This window comes from Nocardia sp. NPDC004568 (assembly GCF_040609955.1).
In the GTDB taxonomy this organism is placed as follows: Bacteria; Actinomycetota; Actinomycetes; order Mycobacteriales; family Mycobacteriaceae; genus Nocardia.
Genome location: NZ_JBEXLL010000047.1, coordinates 37,000 through 54,332 on the forward strand (window position 1 = coordinate 37,000; position 17,333 = coordinate 54,332).

A 17,333-nucleotide genomic window follows, 5' to 3' on the forward strand; every position below is an offset into this window, starting at 1 on the left:
GCCGCCGACCGAATCCCACGTCCCGAAGGAGTTTTGCTGTGCCTGCCGATCCTTTACCCGCCGATCCCACCGTGCTGCACCCGATGCCCGGCCGGCCGCGTGTGGTCCTGTTGAAACCGCTGATCACCTCACCGTTGATCGAGGCCGGGGAGTTCTCCTATTACGACGACCCCGACGATCCGACCGTGTTCGAAACCCGCAATGTGCTCTACCACTACGGGCCGGAGAAGCTGATCATCGGGAAGTTCTGCGCGCTGGCCACCGGCGTGCGGTTCATCATGAACGGCGCCAATCATCGGATGGACGGTCCGTCGACGTTCCCGTTTCCCACCATGGGCGGTTCGTGGGCGTCCCATATCGATCTGCTGAGTGATCTCCCGAACCGGGGCGACACCGTCGTCGGCAACGACGTCTGGATCGGCAACGGCGCGAAGATTCTGCCCGGCGTGCGGATCGGCCACGGCGCGATCGTCGGCGCCGGCGCCGTGGTCACCGGCGATGTGCCCGACTACGGCATCATCGGCGGCAACCCGGCCCGCCTCATCCGCACCCGCTACGACAAGCCCGACATCGCCCGGCTGCTCGCGGTGGCCTGGTGGGACTGGCCCGTCGAGCACATCACCCGGCATGTGCGCGCGATCATGTCGGGCAGTATCGCCGACCTCGAAGCCGCCGCGCCGGAACCGATCCGGCCTTGATACCCGCGAGGCGCCACCGCACGCCGTCCGGTCGGACACCGGCGCGGTGACCGTCGTCGGGCCGGTGTCGAACCCGGCCCGGCGGGGTGACGCGCGGTCGCCGAGGCTGACGCTCGCGCACCGCAAATCGGTCGGGCCGAGGGGGATGGGTAACTGAACCCTTGTGCGGCGGGTCAGCCGATCACGGCGTTCATGATGGTGCCCGCGCTGGTCGCGATGACACCACCGATCATGGCTCCGGCCACCATCTTCGGCGACTCCAGACCGCCACCGGACCATTTCTCCCAGGCGAACTTGCCGCCGGCGTAGATGATCGCGCAGATCCCGGCGAGCAGCACGAACCAGGTGAGATACCTGACCAGTTGCAGGAATTTGTCCGAGATGGGGGGTGCTTCGGGGGTGGGGTTACCGATTTGCGCCAGCGTATCGGTCACGGCGGCCAGTATCATCTCGCAGCTCACTCTGGTTTCGGGGTGGGCGGGAACGCTAACGCATCGTAACCGCTCGCCGGGTGGAACGCAGTAATCCCAGGTCCGGGTAGGTGTTCGGGTCACCAGCGGTTATAGCGTGAAAGTGGCTGCGCGGCAAGAACTTGCGTCGCACCGGTATCGGTCTGGATGATGGAGGCGGGGCCGTGCGCCCCGGACGGTATCGGCGAGGGAGCAGACGGTGAGCAGCATCGCGGCGTCGGTTGTGGACGCAGTATCGGTATACGCACAGGTCAGCGACCCGACTCCGGAACCGCCGCCGCTGGCGGACAAGATCGATCAGTTCGTCCGGTACGGCACCTGGCTGGCCATTCTGTCGGGCACCGTCAGCATCATCTTCGCGGGCGCCAAGTTCGCCTGGGAGAAATGGTCCGGTAGCGGCATGGAGTCGCCGAAGATGGTGGCCGGAGCCATGATCGGCGGTGTGGTCGCGACCAGCGCGGGCACCATCATGAATACGGTCCTCGCCATCTGAGAGCGGCCGCGCCGAGCGCATCCGCTACGTTCCAGCTATCTCCGCGTATCCTGCTCGCAGTCCGTCGACAGCGATGAGCAGGGAGAGTGCGAATGCGCGAAGTGCCCGCCGCGGCAGCCGGAGACAGGACGCGGCCGGTGGCAGATCGATTCCGCATGACCCGGCGGTCGATGCTGGGTCTCGTGGCTGTCACCGGCCTGGCAGCCTGCGGCGGTGAGGACTCCGGCACCGCCGTCGAGCCGTCGGGCACCCCCTCCGCCCGGCGGGAGGTGGCGGCCGATGCCTATATCTTCGGCTACCCCATGATCCTGATCGACACGTTCCGCAGGCGGGCACTGGACTACGTCTCCACGAATCGGTTCCAGCACACCTCCTCGCTGCCGCCCGCGAGTCAGCGCACGGTGGTGCGGATCGACCTGGACAACCTGTATTCGGTGGCGTGGCTGGACCTGCGCAAGGAACCGGTGCTGTTCGAGGTGCCGGAGATCCGGGATCGGTACTGGGTGATGCAGGTCCTCGACGCCTGGTCCAATACCGTGTCCACGCCGAGCAATGTGCGACCGGAGGTCGAACCCGGGGCGTCCCCGCCCTATACCTACGCGGTCACGGGGCCGGGCTGGGCCGGGAAGCTCCCGGCCGGTGTCGTGCAGCTGACGGTGCCGACCGCGGACGCCTGGCTCTACGGGCGGGTCGAGGTGCGCGGCAGTGCCGATGTGCCCGCCGTTCGCGCCATCCAGTCCCAGCTCCGGCTGGCGCCGCTCAGCGCGTGGAATACGCGTGCGGCCACCGAATCGGAGTCGATACCGGGTAACCAGGACTGGTCGGAACCGGTGGGCCGCGATTCGGTCGACGCGATGTCGGCGCGCGAATACTTCGAGCGCTTGTGCGAGTTGATGGAGGACAATCCACCGGCGCCGGAGGACGAACCGGCGATGCGGCGGTTCGCCACCATCGGAATCCGTCCGGGCGGATCCCCGGAAGGGGTGAGCACCGGCGAACTCGACGCGGGCGTCGACGTGGCGAAGAAGAAGATCACGGCCTACGTGGATCCGGCCTCCCGGATGCGCGACGGGTGGCTGGTGGCCATGAACGTCGGCCGATACGGCACCAACTATCTGCTGCGCGCCACCACCGCCCGCCGGGGTGTCGGCGCGAATATCGCCGAGGCCATGCTCTATCCGGCGCTGTTCGACGAGGCCGACGAGGACGGCGAGCCGCGGGAGTTCACCCTGCGGTTCGAACCCGGCCAGGTGCCCCCCGTGGCCGCGTTCTGGTCGATCACCGCCTACGGGGACGACGGCTACCTGGTGCAGAATGCGGCGGACCTGCACACCATCGGTCATCCGGTGGCACCGCAGCCGGCGCCCGACGGCGCGCTGGAGTTCGCGGTGCAAGCCGCCGATCCCGGCCCCGCGGTGCCGCGGTCCAACTGGCTGCCGATCCCCGAGCAGGGGCAGTTCTCCCTGATCATGCGGCTGTACGAGCCCGAACCCCGGGTGCTGGACGGTAGCTGGTCGCCGCCACCGCTGGTGTCCTGACCCGCGGCGGTACCACGATCAGATATTGGCCCCTTTGGCACGATTGCAGCCGCGGCACAGGATCTGCAGGTTGGCCGCGCTGGTGGCGCCGCCGCGGCTGAGCGGGATCACGTGATCGAATTCCAGATAGTGGCTGTCCCCGCATTCCACGCAGCGTCCGCCGTCGCGCTGCCACACCTCCGCTTTCACCTCCTGCGGGATACTGCGTGAATCCCGTTGGCCCGGGGCCAGGACCAGTCGTTTCGCAATGCGCAGCGCGCCCTCCAGCGCGGCCGCGAGATAGTCCGGATCGGCGACGGCGAAGGTGGCGCCGCCGCGCGCCGATGTCGCCGCGACCACCACGGCGTCGTATTCGGCGGTCACCGAGACGATCCGTGACCACGGCAGCTCGACGCCCGCGCCCGTGCCCACGAAACGCAGCTTCTTGGTGCTCACGATCAATCGGCCGTCGGTGTGCTTGGGGCCGCGGGCCAGCTTCCGGATATGGGTCGCCTCGATATCGAGGTAGACCAGTTCCTCGGCGTCCAGATGCAGACCCGGCGTGGCGATCGCCGGCAGATCGCCCTCCCGCAGTCGTGACAGTGCACGGCCGCGTCCCATCCGCGACCGCAGTTCATCGATCAGGGGACCGCTCAGGCCGAGCTCGGTGACGGCGGATTCGACGTCGTCGTATTCCGCGGCGGTGATCTGCCCGTCGGCGAACGCGAAGGCGACCCGGCGCTCCACGTACTGCAGGGCCGCGGGTTGCAGTGCGGTACGCGCCCTGGCCGCATCGATGCGCTGGTAGCGCAGGGAAGCCCACAGCGCCTCCCATTCCGGGCCGCGCGGCCCGGCGGAGGCGAGCACCCGGGCCGCCCGGGTGTGCCAGTGGATGAGGAACTCCTCGGTCTCCGCGGCGCAGGACGAGCACGGGTGATGGCCGCCGAACACCCGGCGCCGCAGGCGCGCGCCGCAGCGATCGCAGTCGTGGGCGTGCGGGCGTACCGCCGGACGCCGGTCGGTCGTCCAGCGTTCCCCGTCCCACCAGCGCAGTCGCACCGGATCCTCGGGGTCGCGGTACCAGTCGGCGCGGGCGGGGTCGGGGGGCGGGGGTAGGTGTACCGGCTCGGTGGTGGCGAGCCGGCGCAGTGTCACCGTGCCGGGGAGCTGCCGGGTGGGGCGCGGCTCGGCGAAGCGGTCCCAGGGCGCGGCGGGCGCCGCGGCGGGCGGGGCCTCGTCGAGGCGGTAGTGGGCGTTGCCCGGATGTGCTCCGGGCGAGGCGCCGCGGGCGCCGTTCGCGGCGGCGGGCGCCCGGTCCGGACCGCGGTGGGAATCCGCCCGATCAGCGGCACGGGGTGGGCCTTCGGCCGCGCTTCCGGTGCGGCGGCGCCCGGGATCGGCGGGGCGGTCGAGGACCGCGGTACTCCGATCCCCGGCGGGGCCCGCGGCCGGCCGCAGGTGCTCCGTGGGTTCCTCGGTGGCCGCCCGGGCCGGAGCCTCGGCGCGGGTCGGCGGCACGGCGGCCTGCCGCGCCGCGGGCCCCTCGTCGATCTGGATACCGAACTCCGTGATCAGGCCCGCCATCCCGGCGGCCCAGCCCTGGCCGACGGCGCGGAACCGCCAGCCGTCGTCCCGGCGGTAGAACTCGCCGAACATCATGGCCGACACCGAGTCCGCATCGGCGACGGTGAACACCGCGACCGGGCCGTCGACCGCGAATACGGTGAGCGTGATTTCGCCGAGGTCGGTGAAGGTCGCTTCCTCGAGTGAGCCCGACACCACGATGCGGTCGATCTCGGCCTCGGTGCGCGGTAGCGAAACGCTCAGCCGCGCCGTGCCCGGATCGGGGTCCTGATCGAGGGTGACGGCCTGGGAGATGTGGCGGGGTGCGTTGTAGAAGACCAGATCCCGGTCGCCGCGCACCGCGCCGTCGCTGCCCAGCAGCAAGGCGTGCGCGTCCACCGTATGGTCCGACCGCCAGGAAATCACCACGGCCAGAAGCGATGTCGGTATCGGCGTATTGGCGCCCTTGCTCAGTTCCATCGTCGTCGAACTATGCCATGCGATGCCGACACGCCCGCAGGCGTGCAGGTCGTAGCGGTTTTCGGGATCGATGCGGCACAGTTGTGGCATGACCGATCCGGGGCAGCCGGGGGAGAAGAGGCCGGGCGCCCGGCGGGTCCCCACGCCCGCCGATGTGCTGGCCGCCGCCCAGTCCGCGGTGGACGCGGCGCAGACCGCGGCCGGTCAGGCCCTGGAGGCCGCTCAGCTGACCGCCGGTCAGGCCTTCGACGCCGCGGTACGGCTGCCGCCGGCGTCGGCGCAGCTCGCGGCGCAACTGCCCGATGTGCTGGAGAACCTGTCCAGTGCCATCGACCGGCTCAATGCCACGATCGACCGGCTCGACCGCACCCTGGCGCTCGCCGACCCCGCGTTCGCGGCCTACGACCGGCTGCTGCCGCGGCTGGAGGCGATGATCGCGCTGGGTGAGGATCTGTTCGGTGCGCTGGCCCGGTTGCCCGGGGTCGGTCGGCTCGGCCGGATGGCCGGTCTCACCGCGGCCGAATCTGCCGAAGCGGAACCCGAACCGAAGAAGCGGCCGCGGCGCCGGTCCTGAGCGTCTCAGGCCGAGTCGAGTGCCCGGCCGTTGTAGGGGGCGTCGTGGGTGGTGCGATCGTGGACGGGGCGCACCTGTACCTCGGCGTCGTCGAAGGTGATCTGCGCGTTCTTGTTCGCGCTGAGCAGGATCAGCACCAGCTGGTCGGCGATCCGGTCGGCGGTCTCCTCGCTGGGATAGCGACCCAGCACCCGGACACTCGGCTCGAAGGCCCCGCTGCCCCGGTCGTAGTCCCATTGCCCGCTGCCGGTCGTCACCGCCAGCCGGGCCACGACATCGACGGCGCCCGGACCGTCGTGTGGGCCGCGCTCCCGCACCGATTCCGTGCCGATCTCGATGATCTGGTCGGCGCGAAGCCAGTCCCCACCATGTGTTCTCACCCAGAGCTGTGCCATCGCTCCATTGTCGCGCTGTTCGCGGGATTGGGCCGCTCGTTTCCGATGGCCCGCAATACTTCTGGCCCGGCCGCGGTGCTCACCCGGCCGCGGTGACCTCGGTGGCCGGCGCGGTGGCGCCGTCCGGCGCGGTGGCGGTGGCCCGGTACACCGCCGCGGCCTTGAGCAGCATCTCTTCGTATTCCGCCTCGGCCGTCGAGTCGAGCACGATGGCTCCGCCGGCCCCGATCTGCCAGGCCCCGGCGTAGCGCACCGCGGTGCGGATGACGATATTGAGGTCGGCCGTACCGTCCAGCCCCAGGAACCCGATCGTGCCCGAATACACCCCTCGTGCCCGGGTTTCCAGGGCGTCGATGATCTGCATGGTGCGGATCTTGGGCGCCCCGGTCATGGAACCCCCGGGGAAGCAGGCCCGCAGGCAGTCGACGACCCCGGTATCGGTGCGCAGGGTGCCGCGCACGGTCGAGACCAGCTGGTGCAGGGTCGAGTAGGTCTCGGTGACCAGCAGGTCGCGTACGCGCACACTGCCGATCTCGCAGACCCGTCCCAGATCGTTGCGCAGCAGGTCCACGATCATCACGTTCTCCGCCCGGGTCTTCGGGTCCTCGGTCAGCGCGCGGCGCAGCTGTTCGTCCACGCGCGGGTCGGGGTCGCGGCGGGCCGTGCCCTTGATCGGTTTCGTCTCGACCGCCCGGTCCCGGTCGATCTTCAGGAAGCGTTCGGGGGAGGAGCAGGCGATCTCCAGATCGCCGAACCGCAGGTAGGCCGAATAGGGGGCCGGGTTGGCCCGGCGCAGCGTACGGTAGGCGTCGAGTCCGCCGGAGGTGGCGGGAAAGACGAGCTGGTCGGTCAGCGTGATCTCGTACGATTCGCCGGCCCGCAGCGCGGCCCGGCAGTCGGCGATATCGCGCAGGTAACGCGCCCGGCCGCGGACCAGGTGTTCCCCGAGGCCGGTGGTGTCGCGTTCGGTGTCGATCAGTGGCGGATTCGACCAGGTCGGCAGCGTGTCCAGGACCGCCGCGGTGGCGCGCAGCCAGATCTGCGCCGCGGCGGCGCCGGAGCCGCCGGCCAGTGCCAGCAGATACGTGCGCCCGGCGAGATGGTCGACGACCACCACCCGGTCGGCGAAGATCCACTGGGCGTCGGGCGCCGGTGCGCGGTGCGCCGCGGACCCGCCGCAATCGGCCTTGACCTCGTATCCCAGATATCCCACATAACCTCCCGCGAAATCGAACGGGAAGTCCTCGGGCAGCGGGACCGGCCGTGTCCGCAGCGCCTCGGCCAGATGGTCGAGGATGGTGCCCGGCTCCTCGCGGACCCCGCCGTCGGCGGTGCGGACGGTGACGGTCCCGCTGCCCACCCGGTAGCCGATCACCTCGGCCAGCGGGCCGGCGGCGTCGCCGAGGAACGAGAAGCGGGCCGATCCCCGTTCCACGTGCTCGCTGTCGAGCCAGAACGCGGTCGTCGAGGTGCCGTACAACCGCAGGAAGGCCGCCTCGGTATCGACGGCCCGCTCGAGTACGTGGTGCTGGAGGGTCACGGAGAAAGACATCGTGGACCGAACCCTACGCCGTGCGCGGGTATCGAACTGTTGTCGGTTGCCCGCAGTTTGTCCGGGCGGGTGGGGCACAATGTCAGGCATGTCTGTTGCGCAGCCGGAAGGCGTGGATCCCGAGCACGTCGACTTCACCGTGGTCGGGAACTGGATGGACGAGCGAGGGCTCACCGGCGGTGAGTTCCGGGAGGTGAAGGCGCTCGGCGGCGGCACCCAGAACATCATGCTGCGGTTCACCCGGGGCGGGCGCGACTATGTGCTGCGCCGCGGCCCGGCGCATCTGCGGGCGAAGAGCAACGAGGTCATCCGCCGGGAGGCGCGACTGCTGGGCGCCCTGGCCGATACCGACGTCCGCGCCCCGCGGGTGATCGCCGCCGAACCCGACGAATCGGTGCTGGGTGCGGTCTTCTATCTGATGGAGCCGATCGAGGGTTTCAACCCGCAGACCGAGCTGCCCGCCCGCTTCGCCGAGGACGCGGAGGCCCGCCGGCAGATGGGCCTGTCGGCGGTGGAGGCCATCGCCCGGCTGGGCGCGCTGGACTACCGGGCGCTGGGCCTGGACGACTACGGCAAACCGGAGGGATTCCTGGAGCGGCAGGTCGGCCGCTGGACCCACGAACTGGAATCGTACTCGGCGAACGAGGGCTATCCCGGCCCGCGGATCCCGGGCGTGGAGGCGGTGGCGGACTGGCTGGAACGCCACCGCCCGGCCGAATGGACCCCCGGGATCCTGCACGGCGACTGCCATCTGGCGAACATCATGTTCTCCTATGAGCGGCCCGAGGTCGCGGCCCTGGTCGACTGGGAGATGTCGACCATCGGCGATCCGCTGCTGGACCTCGGCTGGCAGATCGCGACCCGGCCCGAACCGGGCACCTCGGGCGCGGCGCTGATCGGCAGGCTCGGCGAGGCGGGCGCGCTGCCGACGAGTGCGGAGATGATCGAGCACTACGGCGAATACTCCGAGCGTGATCTGAGCGCGGTCACCTGGTACACGGTGCTGGCCTGCTTCAAACTCGGCATCGTGCTCGAGGGCACCTACGCGCGGTCCTTCGCGGGCAAGGCGCCGAAGCGGGTCGGTGAGTTCCTGCACGCGAATACGCTCGAACTCTTCGCGCGGGCGCGCGGACTGATGGAGTGAGAACAGGTTTCATTAATTCGACGCGCCGAGAGCGGGTGGGCGCCTCCCTCGGTCCGAGTCGGGCGGTATCGCGGCGCGCTCGTCCGTAGGCGCCACCTCGAGGGTATCGGCGGTGGAAGCGGACGATTCGGAAGTTGCTCGGCGGGCGGCCGGCGGTGGGTTCCCCTCGTCGGCCGCCGTGTCATGGTCGGCCGACCAGTTCTCTTCGGAAAATCTTCGCCAAACCACTAGAACGTGTTCCAGTTCGTATCGTAGTGTGGAAGCCGTCACATGAAAGCCCGCGCATGCGAGAGGTCGGACACGAATGAAGACGAAGGGCGCGATCCTGTGGGGGATCGACGAACCGTGGTCGGTCGAGGAAATCGAACTCGGTGACCCCCGCGCCGGTGAGGTGCAGATCCAGCTGGAAACCGCCGGAATGTGCCATTCGGACCACCATATGGTCACCGGAGCCACCCCGATGCCGTCGTTCCCGGCCATGGGTGGCCACGAAGGCGCGGGCGTCATCACCAAACTGGGCCCCGGCACCCCGCCCGACCTCGCCGTCGGCGATCACGTGGTGCTGTCGTTCATCCCCGCCTGCGGCCGCTGTCCGGCGTGCGTATCGGGGAACATGGCCCTGTGTGATCTCGGGATGGGTCTGCTGTCCGGGCAGTCCATCAGCGACGGCAGCTACCGCATCCAGGCCCGTGGCAAGGATGTCATCCCGATGTGCCTGCTCGGCACCTTCTCGCCGTACATGACGGTGCACTACAGCTCGGTGGTCAAGATCGACCCCGAGATCCCGTTCGAGGTCGCCTGCCTGGTCGGTTGCGGTGTGCCCACCGGATTCGGCTCCTCCACCCATGTCGCCAATGTGATGCCCGGCGATACCGCGGCCATCGTCGGCATCGGCGGCGTCGGGATGAGCGCGCTGCAGGGCGCGGTGCTCTCCGGGGCGCAGAAGGTCGTCGCCATCGACCCGAACCCGTGGAAGCTGGAGCAGGCCAAGAAATTCGGCGCCACCCACACCTACGCCAGCATGGCCGAGGCGATCATGCCGCTGATGGAGGCCACCGAGGGCCGGATGGCCGACAAGGTCATCCTCACCATGGGCGAGATGCAGGGCGAATACATCGAAGAGGGCCTGATCCTCACCGCGAAGGCGGGCACCCTGGTCGTCACCTCCATGGGCCGGATGGACGCCGCCGACGTGAAGATGAACAACTTCCTGCTCTGCATGCTCCAGAAGACGGTCAAGGGCTGCATCTTCGGTGGTGGCAACGCCCGCCAGGACATCCCGCGCCTGCTGTCCATGTACAAGGCCGGCCAGCTGAACCTGGACGATATGGTCACCCGCAGCTACTCGCTGGAGGACGTGAACCAGGGGTACAAGGACATGCTGGACGGCAAGAACATCCGCGGCATCATCAAGTACACCGACGCCGACCGCTGAATCGGCGGGCGGACCCGGGCGCTCCCGGGTGGGCCGACCCCTCACCGGCCCACCCGGGTGCTCGCCCGCTGCGTCGCTCTGATCGCCGCACCTGATGTACCCCCCGGCCGCCGCCACGGCCGCCGGGGGACGAACCGATCCGTGCGGCCCACCGACACGTACGACCTGGTGATCTGCTCCCTCGCAGCGTATTTGCGTTACCCGGGCCGACCGTCGGCGTGTGGCGGCATTCCACCGTTCTCCGGTAACTGCTCGGCCGGGTTCCGCGGCCCCGGTTCGGTCTCGTAACCTCGGGGTGTGCGCGCACTCGAGCAGATCCAGGAATGGCCGGTCAGGCATGCCGCGGCGGGTGTGGTCACCCGGGACGGACGCTGGTCGGCCGGGGAAACGGACCGGGTCTACCGCTTGGCGTCGGTCACCAAACCCCTGGTCGCCTACGCGGCGCTGGTCGCCGTGGAAGAGGGGGCCATCGAGCTCGATCAGCCCGCCGGGCCGCCCGGTGCGACCGTCCGGCATCTGCTGGCCCACACCTCCGGCGTGGCCTTCGACACCACCGATATCCTGGCCCGGCCCGGTGCCAAACGGATCTATTCGAGCGCCGGTTTCGAACTGCTGGCCGACGCGGTCACCGAGCACACCGGCATCCCTTTCCCGGAGTATCTGCGGCAGGGCGTCTTCGAGCCGCTGGGCATGGTCGATTCGGAATTGACGGGCTCGGCCGGGCACGGCGCGAGCTCCACTCTCGCCGACCTGTTGCGTTTCGCCGCCGAACTTCTCGAACCGCGCCTGATCTCGGCGCAGACCCTCGCGGAGGCCACCAGCGTCCAGTTTCCGGGCAGCGACGGTGTCCTGCCGGGCTTCGGCTCGCAGCGGCCCAATGATTGGGGCCTGGGCTTCGAGATCAAGGACGGGAAAGCGCCGCACTGGACCGGGTCGGCCAACTCGCCCGAGACCTTCGGTCATTTCGGGCAGTCCGGGACGTTCCTGTGGGTGGATCCGCGCCCCGGCGTGGCGTGTGTGGCCTCGAGTGACGAGAATTTCGGCGACTGGTCGCGCGAAGTATGGCCTCCGTTCAGTGATTCGGTCATCGCGGAGGCAACACTCGCGCGCAACACGGCAGTGAAGTAACACGTGTAACACCGGGCACTCGAGTACACTCGGGCAACGCCTTTTCGACGGACCCGTTGGGGAAGACGAGCATCGTCGAAACCGGAGGTGTACAGGTGCGCGGATCGTCCCGATACGCGGAGACGACGGCGGGTGTGGTGTACATCCACTCGTCGCCCGCCGCGCTGTGCCCGCATATCGAATGGGCGCTCGCGGCCGCTCTCGGTGTCCCCGCCTCGCTGCGTTGGACGGCGCAGCCCGCCGCCCCCGGGCAACTCCGGGCGACGACCGAATGGGTGGGTCCGGCCGGCACCGCGTCCCGTATCGCGCAGTCGCTGCGTTCGTGGCCGGTCCTGCGGTTCGAGGTGACCGAGGATCCCAGCGAAGGGGTCGACGGGGAACGCTACAGTTTCGTGCCGTCGCTGGGTCTGTGGCACGGCTCCACCAGCGCCAACGGGGATGTGATGGTGGGCGAGATGCGCCTGCGGGTCCTGTTGCAGGCCGACCGGGAACTGGGCCTGCAGCCCGGATTCGATCTGGCCACCGAACTCGATCGGGCCCTGGGCACGGCCTGGGACGAGGACCTCGAAGTCTATCGAACCGGCAGCGAGGGCGCGGAGGTTACCTGGTTGCGTCGCGACGTCGGCTGAACGTGCATACCGTGGTCGGACTGCGTGCCCGACCGATCGGCGGCCCCGGAGAGCGCCTGGTCTATATCGGTCGGGCGCTGCCGCGCCGGTTCGGGTTTTCGTGGAGGCCTTTCTTTGCTGTCTCCCCCGGCTCCGGCCACTTTTGTGGATCGGCGGCACCGTACCTCTGGCGCATTACAGGGTATCGCTCACCTTTCGTACAGCTGGCCTGCTTTCGCCCGTCCACGAACATGAGCGAGGCACCGCCGGGAACCGCAGGGTGCGAACACTTCTCGGTGCCGATCTGATTCGTCCGGCGTTCTGGCCCGAGCCGATGCCGAACCGGCCGAACGGGAGCCGACGGGATGAGATACACCGGTCCGCGCCGTAGGTTATGCCGGATGACCGGGCCCCGCCGCGCCGACTGTGGGCCGATCTGTGAACCTGGCCGTTCCGCCGGATCGGTCTGAATCCACACCGGAACAGACGAATCCGGTTGGATCATGATCGCGCCCACCGTCCGCCGACCGGCCCGCCGGGGAGACGTCAGCGGACCTGGCCCATTCAGGTGGGCGCCGGGGCCATTGGGCGACCGTTTCCCGTGCCGCCGATGGTTCCGCCTCGGTTGTTGCTGCCACCGGGCAGGCCCTCACCATGGTCGACTTCCACCGGCGGCCGTCCGCCGATCGGTTCTCCGGCGGCAGATGCTAAGCCCCCGTCGGACGCCGCCTCGGCCGCCGATCCAGGCAGCTGGCGCCGCCCGGACGAGCCACGCAGTGCCGGGTGGTCGTGCGTGAACTGGGTGCCCTGCTGGACTCCGTAGGCGCGCAACGTGCCTGTTTCGGCGCACAACGCCTGCTGATCAGCGCGTACCTTTCGTAGGTGGGCCGGCCGGCGAAGTCCTCCTTGTGCCGGGACGCAGTTTCGCCGGGCGGCGACTGAACCCGGGTGCCGCGTTGTCGGAGGCTTTCCCCGGGGTCGTCCTGGCCCCGGATCGGGCCGCGCCGCCCGCGCGGGTCCACTTCCGGCCGCTGATCAGCTGACTCGGATACAGCCGCTGCCGAACCATATTCCGTCACATGGTGGAGGATTCGACGGCAGCGGGTCGTAGTCGTGGTAGTGGTAGTGGCGTTCGGTTCTCGGTGGTGCTGGTGTCGGCCGGTCGGGCTTGGCAGGAGCCGGTTTCGGCCGGTCGGTTTTCGGTGGTGCCGGTTTCGGCCGGGTCGGCTTCGGAGAGCCTGGTTTACTGGGCCGCTGCTCGGCAGTTTCGATCCGCTCGGCCGGGTCGAGTATCAACGGAGTGGCGAGAGCAGGGGTCGCCAGAACAGTCATCGACAGAAAGGTCAGTATCGCCGAGGCCGCGGTGCGTGTCGAGGCGCGTCGCGCAGGCGCAGCCAAAAATACTTTCCGTCTCAATTCCGGACTCCCTTGTCTTGTATCTTCCGAGACCCGGCACCTCGTTCGATGGTGCCGGACAACTCTCGCGTTCAGGTCTGATCGGTGGGTATGCGGGCCGCACCGAAGCCGCCCACATTCTCGTCTGCGCAATGGCTTTCAGACGCGATTCCATTATCTTCGGGCCGTTGTGTGGGCCTTCGATTCGTACATGCCCCAGAACCCTCCGGCTCGACCGCCACACAGACCATCTCGGTGCGCGGTTCGCAAGGACCCCGTTTCCAAAGCACCCCCGTACACTTTCAGCAACCCGGCCGGGTACCGAATATCGAACTGTAATCCACAGTCCGAAATATCGAATCGGTCGAATCACTGGTCGGTTGAGTCCAGCAGGATGGTGACGACCCGGATGCCAGACCGAGTCTGAGCGTGTCCTAACCGGAAAGAGGGTGGTCACCGCGTGATCCTTCAGAAGACCTACCAAGTCATTCAGAAGGAAGAAGACCACGCGATGACCTCTGTCCAGCGTATCGACCCGAGTACCCCGTTCGCCGAGCAACTCGCCGCCGCGAGCCCGGATCTGCTCCGTCAGATGCTCGCTTCGTTCATCCAGACGATGATGAGCGCCGAGGCCGACGCCGTCTGCGGCGCTGACTACGGACAGCGCAGCGACGACCGCGTCAATTCCCGCAACGGCTACCGCCACCGCGACTTCGACACCCGTGTCGGCACCCTCGATGTCGCGATCCCGAAACTCCGCCAGCGCAGCTATTTCCCCGACTGGCTGCTCGAACGCCGCAAACGCGCTGAACGGGCCCTGACCTCGGTGGTCGCGACCTGCTATCTACTCGGTGTGTCAACCCGGCGGAGGGAGAAACTCGTCGAATCCTCCGGCGTCACGAGTCTGTCGAAATCGCAGGTATCGGTGATGGCTGCCGGCCTGGATGCCCAGGTCGAAGCGTTCCGCACCCGGCCACTCGATCAAGGGCCTTACACCTTCGTCGCCGCTGATGCCCGGGTATTGAAAGTGCGCGAGAACGGGCGTGTGGTCAACGTTCACGCTCTGGTCGCGACCGGCGTCAACGCCGATGGCTACCGCGAGACCCTCGGCCTGCAGGTCACCTCCGGCGAAGACGGCGCCGGCCGGCTCGCGTTCTTCCGCGATCTGGTCGCCGCTATCGGCGCCACCCTGCCCGGCGCGGCCCGGCAGCGATGCAGGACCCATTACACGGTCAACCTGATGTCGGTCTGCCCGAAAACATCATGGCCCTGGGTGCGGACCCTGCTGCATTCAGTGTTCGACCAAGCCGACCCGATATCGGTTGCCGCCCAATACGACCGGATGCTCGACGCCCTGTCGGAGAAAACTGCCGAAGGTCGCTGCCCACCTCGATACGGCACGGGCGGACCTGCTGTCGTTCACCGCGTTCCCGAAACAGATCTGGCGCCAGATCTGGTCGAACAATCCCCAGGAACGGTTGAACAAAGAAATCCGGCGCCGCACCGACGTCGTCGGGATCTTCCCCGACCGCGGCTCGATCATCCGCCTCGTCGGCGCTGTCCTGGCCGAACAACACGATGAATGGATCGAAGGACGCCGCTACCTCGGCCTCGACGTCCTGGCCCGCACCCGAGCCACCACCACCGACCACGACGAACAGGAGAACACCACCCCCGCAGAACTCACCGCCTGACCAACACCCGGATCAGCGGTGACCGCCCCGATACACCACCTCCAAGGACTTGACCGGAATCTTCGCGTTGCCGTTGGACACGTAAATGCACTGCAACTCTAGGCGTGACTGCCTTGCCTGCAAATCCTGCCGGAGGTGGGCAAACTACCACCGTCACGGCCACATGTTGCCAAAACTTTTCTGTGCCAGCAATGTTGGCCTGGCTCGGCTCGGGGCGGTGCAGGGCCAGGCCATCGAGGATCAACAGGTCGACTCGGTGCAGTTTGAATCGTCGACTTATCTGGAGAGCAGCGGTTCGTAGTCGGGGTCAGCTGCCCCGTAGCGTGCCGTAGGAGTCCGGACCGGATTGACTCGTGAACCGTCTGTCGCCCTGACGCGGTGCGGCATACGGTCACGGACCTGTGTGCACTGATCACGCCGAGGCAGATCCACCCGCGCGGCTACCGGTGGCCTGTAGTCGATGTGGATCGGTGGTAGGCCGTGGTCACGCTGGGGTTCGTTGTCGCGGTCGGTCTACCGCTGGCGGTGCTTGTGGCGACGATCGTGTGGCCCCAGCCCACGACTCGACAGGCCGAAGATGATCGGCCACCACTCGGTGCAGTCGATCACCACGGATGATCCGATCGAGTTCATGGATCTGGTTCGTTGCGGCGTTGAGCCGCGACCTCGGTGGCACACCGACTCGGACGCCGGAACCCGACGTTGCTGCGGCAATCGGGTCGCCCGCAGTAGCGACAGTCATGGCAGCAGGAGTCGGCCGTGCTGCTGGTCGCCGATACCTCCGGACTCGAGGGAACCGGCGCATAGGAAATTGCGACAGAGGCTTCACCTGCAGCCCGGAGAAGCAACTGCCGGCCGAATCCCGATCCGGCCCAGGAGCGGATGATCGCTGGGCGGGATCGGGATCGACCCGGCGTTCAGACTTCGACGGCGTCGAATGTGCCGGGCTGGTAGGAGCCGCCCTTGGTCTCGGTGATCACCAGCAACCGGTTGGCCGCGTTGATCATGGCGACCAGGTAGACCAGGGCGGCGATCTGATCGTCGTCGTAGTGCTTGCGCACCAGGGCCCAGGTCTGATCGGACACGCCGTGATGCGCATCGGCCAGGCGGGTGCCCTCCTCGGCCAGCGCCAGCGCTGCCCGCTCGGCTTCGGTGAACACAGTGGATTCGCGCCAGGCGGCCACCAGGTTGACCCGGACCGCGGGTTCGCCGACCACCGCCAGTTCCTTGGCGTGGGCGTCGACGCAGTAACCACACCCGTTGATCTGGCTGGCGCGTAGCTCCAGGAGCTCCATCAGTGACTTCGGCAGACCCGACTGCATGATCGCCATGCTGGTGTTGGCGAACCGCTTGCCGATCTCGGCGCCGAGGGTGTTCGCGTTCAGGTCGAAACGGGGTTCCATCAGGTGATCCTCACTCGCAGTAATGAATCGAATTTGAACGACCACAAGACGGCGGCGCTCTTGTCGGCGTAACAGCCACGCAGTGTGGTGTGAGTCATAACAGTTCGGTGTCACAGAACGACGGAGCACGGCGTCTGGTGGGTGGAACACGTGCAACACTTGCTCGACCTCCTCGTACCCGACGTCGTATTCCTCGGCGACGGCGACGCGCAAGCCGCGCCCGCGCCCGTCGTAGGCGCTACCGCGGTCGCTGTACTGACCGCCGGACTGGCCAACCTCGCCGCCAGATCGATACAGCCGGCGCAGGTCAACGGGCACCCGGTATTGAGCCTGCGGTCGATGGACAGATCGACACCGTGCTGGCGGTACGCATCGACAACGGATCGATCACTGGCTCTACGCGGTGCGCAATCCTCAGAAGTTGTCGCATCGGCGGCACGAGACCGCCCTGCGCCGCTGAACCGCTATACCCCGTGTCCGGCGCCCCTGTGGTTCCGGCATACAGCGTTCGGGGCCGCTCTCGGGCCCGCCAACGGTTTCGCCCGGGCGCCGGCGACTGTGCCGAATGCCGTGGGCACGCTCCCGAGGCGGATCAGCCGATCTAGTACTCCAGCCGCACTTGGTTATGTAATCGGTGTCGGCGCTGGTAGTGGGCTTTTCTGGCCCGGTATTGGTGCCGGCGCCGCCAGGTTGACCACTGCCAGATAGCGGTGTGGTCTGGGCGGTAGGTGATTATGTGTGCCAGAAGACGGCGGATTTCGCCGAGGGTGAGCGAGATAAATTC

The 17,333-nt window shown here is 68.1% G+C and carries 14 protein-coding genes and 1 pseudogene; 9 read left to right on the forward strand and 6 right to left on the reverse strand.

Annotated elements, in window-relative coordinates; translation table 11 throughout:
• Positions 1 to 38 precede the first annotated feature (38 nt).
• Positions 39 to 698, forward strand: a complete 660-nt coding sequence (locus tag ABZV91_RS20810) for a CatB-related O-acetyltransferase (protein WP_355244051.1) — start codon at positions 39 to 41, stop codon at positions 696 to 698.
• A 173-nt stretch (positions 699 to 871) separates the two neighbouring features.
• On the opposite strand, the gene ABZV91_RS20815 is transcribed toward ABZV91_RS20810, so the two are convergent.
• On the reverse strand, positions 872 to 1,147 hold the full coding sequence (locus ABZV91_RS20815) for a hypothetical protein (RefSeq protein WP_030524066.1): 276 nt from the start codon (positions 1,145 to 1,147) through the stop codon (positions 872 to 874).
• A 220-nt stretch (positions 1,148 to 1,367) separates the two neighbouring features.
• Between ABZV91_RS20815 and ABZV91_RS20820 the strand changes: the two genes are divergently transcribed.
• Both ABZV91_RS20820 and ABZV91_RS20825 read left to right on the forward strand, forming a co-directional pair.
• Positions 1,368 to 1,661 (forward strand): hypothetical protein, encoded by a 294-nt coding sequence (locus tag ABZV91_RS20820; RefSeq protein ID WP_039823503.1) that lies wholly within the window; start codon positions 1,368 to 1,370, stop codon positions 1,659 to 1,661.
• Between the two features lie 137 nt (positions 1,662 to 1,798).
• Positions 1,799 to 3,199, forward strand: a complete 1,401-nt coding sequence (locus tag ABZV91_RS20825) for a DUF1254 domain-containing protein (protein WP_355244055.1) — start codon at positions 1,799 to 1,801, stop codon at positions 3,197 to 3,199.
• Between the two features lie 18 nt (positions 3,200 to 3,217).
• Here the strand turns inward: ABZV91_RS20825 and ABZV91_RS20830 are convergent, their stop codons facing one another.
• On the reverse strand, positions 3,218 to 5,311 hold the full coding sequence (locus tag ABZV91_RS20830; protein WP_355244058.1) for a TerD family protein: 2,094 nt from the start codon (positions 5,309 to 5,311) through the stop codon (positions 3,218 to 3,220).
• Here ABZV91_RS20830 and ABZV91_RS20835 point away from each other — a divergent pair.
• Positions 5,310 to 5,795, forward strand: a complete 486-nt coding sequence (locus ABZV91_RS20835) for a hypothetical protein (protein ID WP_355244061.1) — start codon at positions 5,310 to 5,312, stop codon at positions 5,793 to 5,795. The two genes, ABZV91_RS20830 and ABZV91_RS20835, sit on opposite strands and share 2 nt — an antisense overlap.
• A 5-nt stretch (positions 5,796 to 5,800) precedes the next feature.
• Here ABZV91_RS20835 and ABZV91_RS20840 read toward each other — a convergent pair whose 3' ends face one another.
• Both ABZV91_RS20840 and pabB read right to left on the reverse strand, forming a co-directional pair.
• Positions 5,801 to 6,190 carry a hypothetical protein gene (locus ABZV91_RS20840; protein ID WP_355244064.1) on the reverse strand — a complete coding sequence of 130 codons (390 nt, stop codon included), beginning with the start codon at positions 6,188 to 6,190 and terminating at the stop codon, positions 5,801 to 5,803.
• A gap of 79 nt (positions 6,191 to 6,269) precedes the next feature.
• Entirely contained in the window at positions 6,270 to 7,742 is a 1,473-nt protein-coding gene (pabB, locus tag ABZV91_RS20845; protein WP_355244067.1) for an aminodeoxychorismate synthase component I, read from the reverse strand.
• Between the two features lie 79 nt (positions 7,743 to 7,821).
• Between pabB and ABZV91_RS20850 the strand changes: the two genes are divergently transcribed.
• From ABZV91_RS20850 to ABZV91_RS20870, 5 genes and pseudogenes are all read left to right on the forward strand, one after another.
• Positions 7,822 to 8,886, forward strand: a complete 1,065-nt coding sequence (locus ABZV91_RS20850) for a phosphotransferase family protein (protein WP_355244070.1) — start codon at positions 7,822 to 7,824, stop codon at positions 8,884 to 8,886.
• 304 nt (positions 8,887 to 9,190) lie between these two features.
• On the forward strand, positions 9,191 to 10,321 hold the full coding sequence (locus ABZV91_RS20855; protein ID WP_039823507.1) for an NDMA-dependent alcohol dehydrogenase: 1,131 nt from the start codon (positions 9,191 to 9,193) through the stop codon (positions 10,319 to 10,321).
• Positions 10,322 to 10,618: 297 nt separating this feature from the next.
• Positions 10,619 to 11,449: a serine hydrolase domain-containing protein gene (locus ABZV91_RS20860; RefSeq protein ID WP_355244074.1), complete on the forward strand. Its 831-nt coding sequence runs from the start codon at positions 10,619 to 10,621 to the stop codon at positions 11,447 to 11,449.
• Positions 11,450 to 11,544: 95 nt separating this feature from the next.
• Positions 11,545 to 12,078 (forward strand): DUF3145 domain-containing protein, encoded by a 534-nt coding sequence (locus ABZV91_RS20865; RefSeq protein ID WP_355244077.1) that lies wholly within the window; start codon positions 11,545 to 11,547, stop codon positions 12,076 to 12,078.
• A gap of 1,885 nt (positions 12,079 to 13,963) precedes the next feature.
• Positions 13,964 to 15,146 (forward strand): annotated as a pseudogene (locus ABZV91_RS20870) (transposase).
• Between the two features lie 917 nt (positions 15,147 to 16,063).
• On the opposite strand, the gene ABZV91_RS20875 reads toward ABZV91_RS20870, so the two are convergent.
• Together ABZV91_RS20875 and ABZV91_RS20880 are read right to left on the reverse strand one after the other, a co-directional pair.
• Positions 16,064 to 16,549, reverse strand: coding sequence for a carboxymuconolactone decarboxylase family protein (locus ABZV91_RS20875; protein ID WP_355244080.1), 486 nt, complete (start codon positions 16,547 to 16,549; stop codon positions 16,064 to 16,066).
• Between the two features lie 601 nt (positions 16,550 to 17,150).
• Positions 17,151 to 17,333, reverse strand: a 183-nt coding sequence (locus ABZV91_RS20880) for a hypothetical protein (RefSeq protein WP_355239774.1), incomplete at its 5' end; no start/stop codon positions are given.

Excerpts from the sequence above, each read along its gene's own strand:
- ABZV91_RS20815 (WP_030524066.1), bottom strand. The coding sequence starts at position 1,147 with ATGATACTGGCCGCCGTGACCGATACGCTGGCGCAAATCGGTAACCCC.
- ABZV91_RS20835 (WP_355244061.1), top strand. The coding sequence starts at position 5,310 with ATGACCGATCCGGGGCAGCCGGGGGAGAAGAGGCCGGGCGCCCGGCGG.
- ABZV91_RS20830 (WP_355244058.1), bottom strand. The coding sequence starts at position 5,311 with ATGCCACAACTGTGCCGCATCGATCCCGAAAACCGCTACGACCTGCAC.
- ABZV91_RS20840 (WP_355244064.1), bottom strand. The coding sequence starts at position 6,190 with ATGGCACAGCTCTGGGTGAGAACACATGGTGGGGACTGGCTTCGCGCC.
- pabB (WP_355244067.1), bottom strand. The coding sequence starts at position 7,742 with ATGTCTTTCTCCGTGACCCTCCAGCACCACGTACTCGAGCGGGCCGTC.
- ABZV91_RS20850 (WP_355244070.1), top strand. The coding sequence starts at position 7,822 with ATGTCAGGCATGTCTGTTGCGCAGCCGGAAGGCGTGGATCCCGAGCAC.
- ABZV91_RS20855 (WP_039823507.1), top strand. The coding sequence starts at position 9,191 with ATGAAGACGAAGGGCGCGATCCTGTGGGGGATCGACGAACCGTGGTCG.
- ABZV91_RS20875 (WP_355244080.1), bottom strand. The coding sequence starts at position 16,549 with ATGGAACCCCGTTTCGACCTGAACGCGAACACCCTCGGCGCCGAGATC.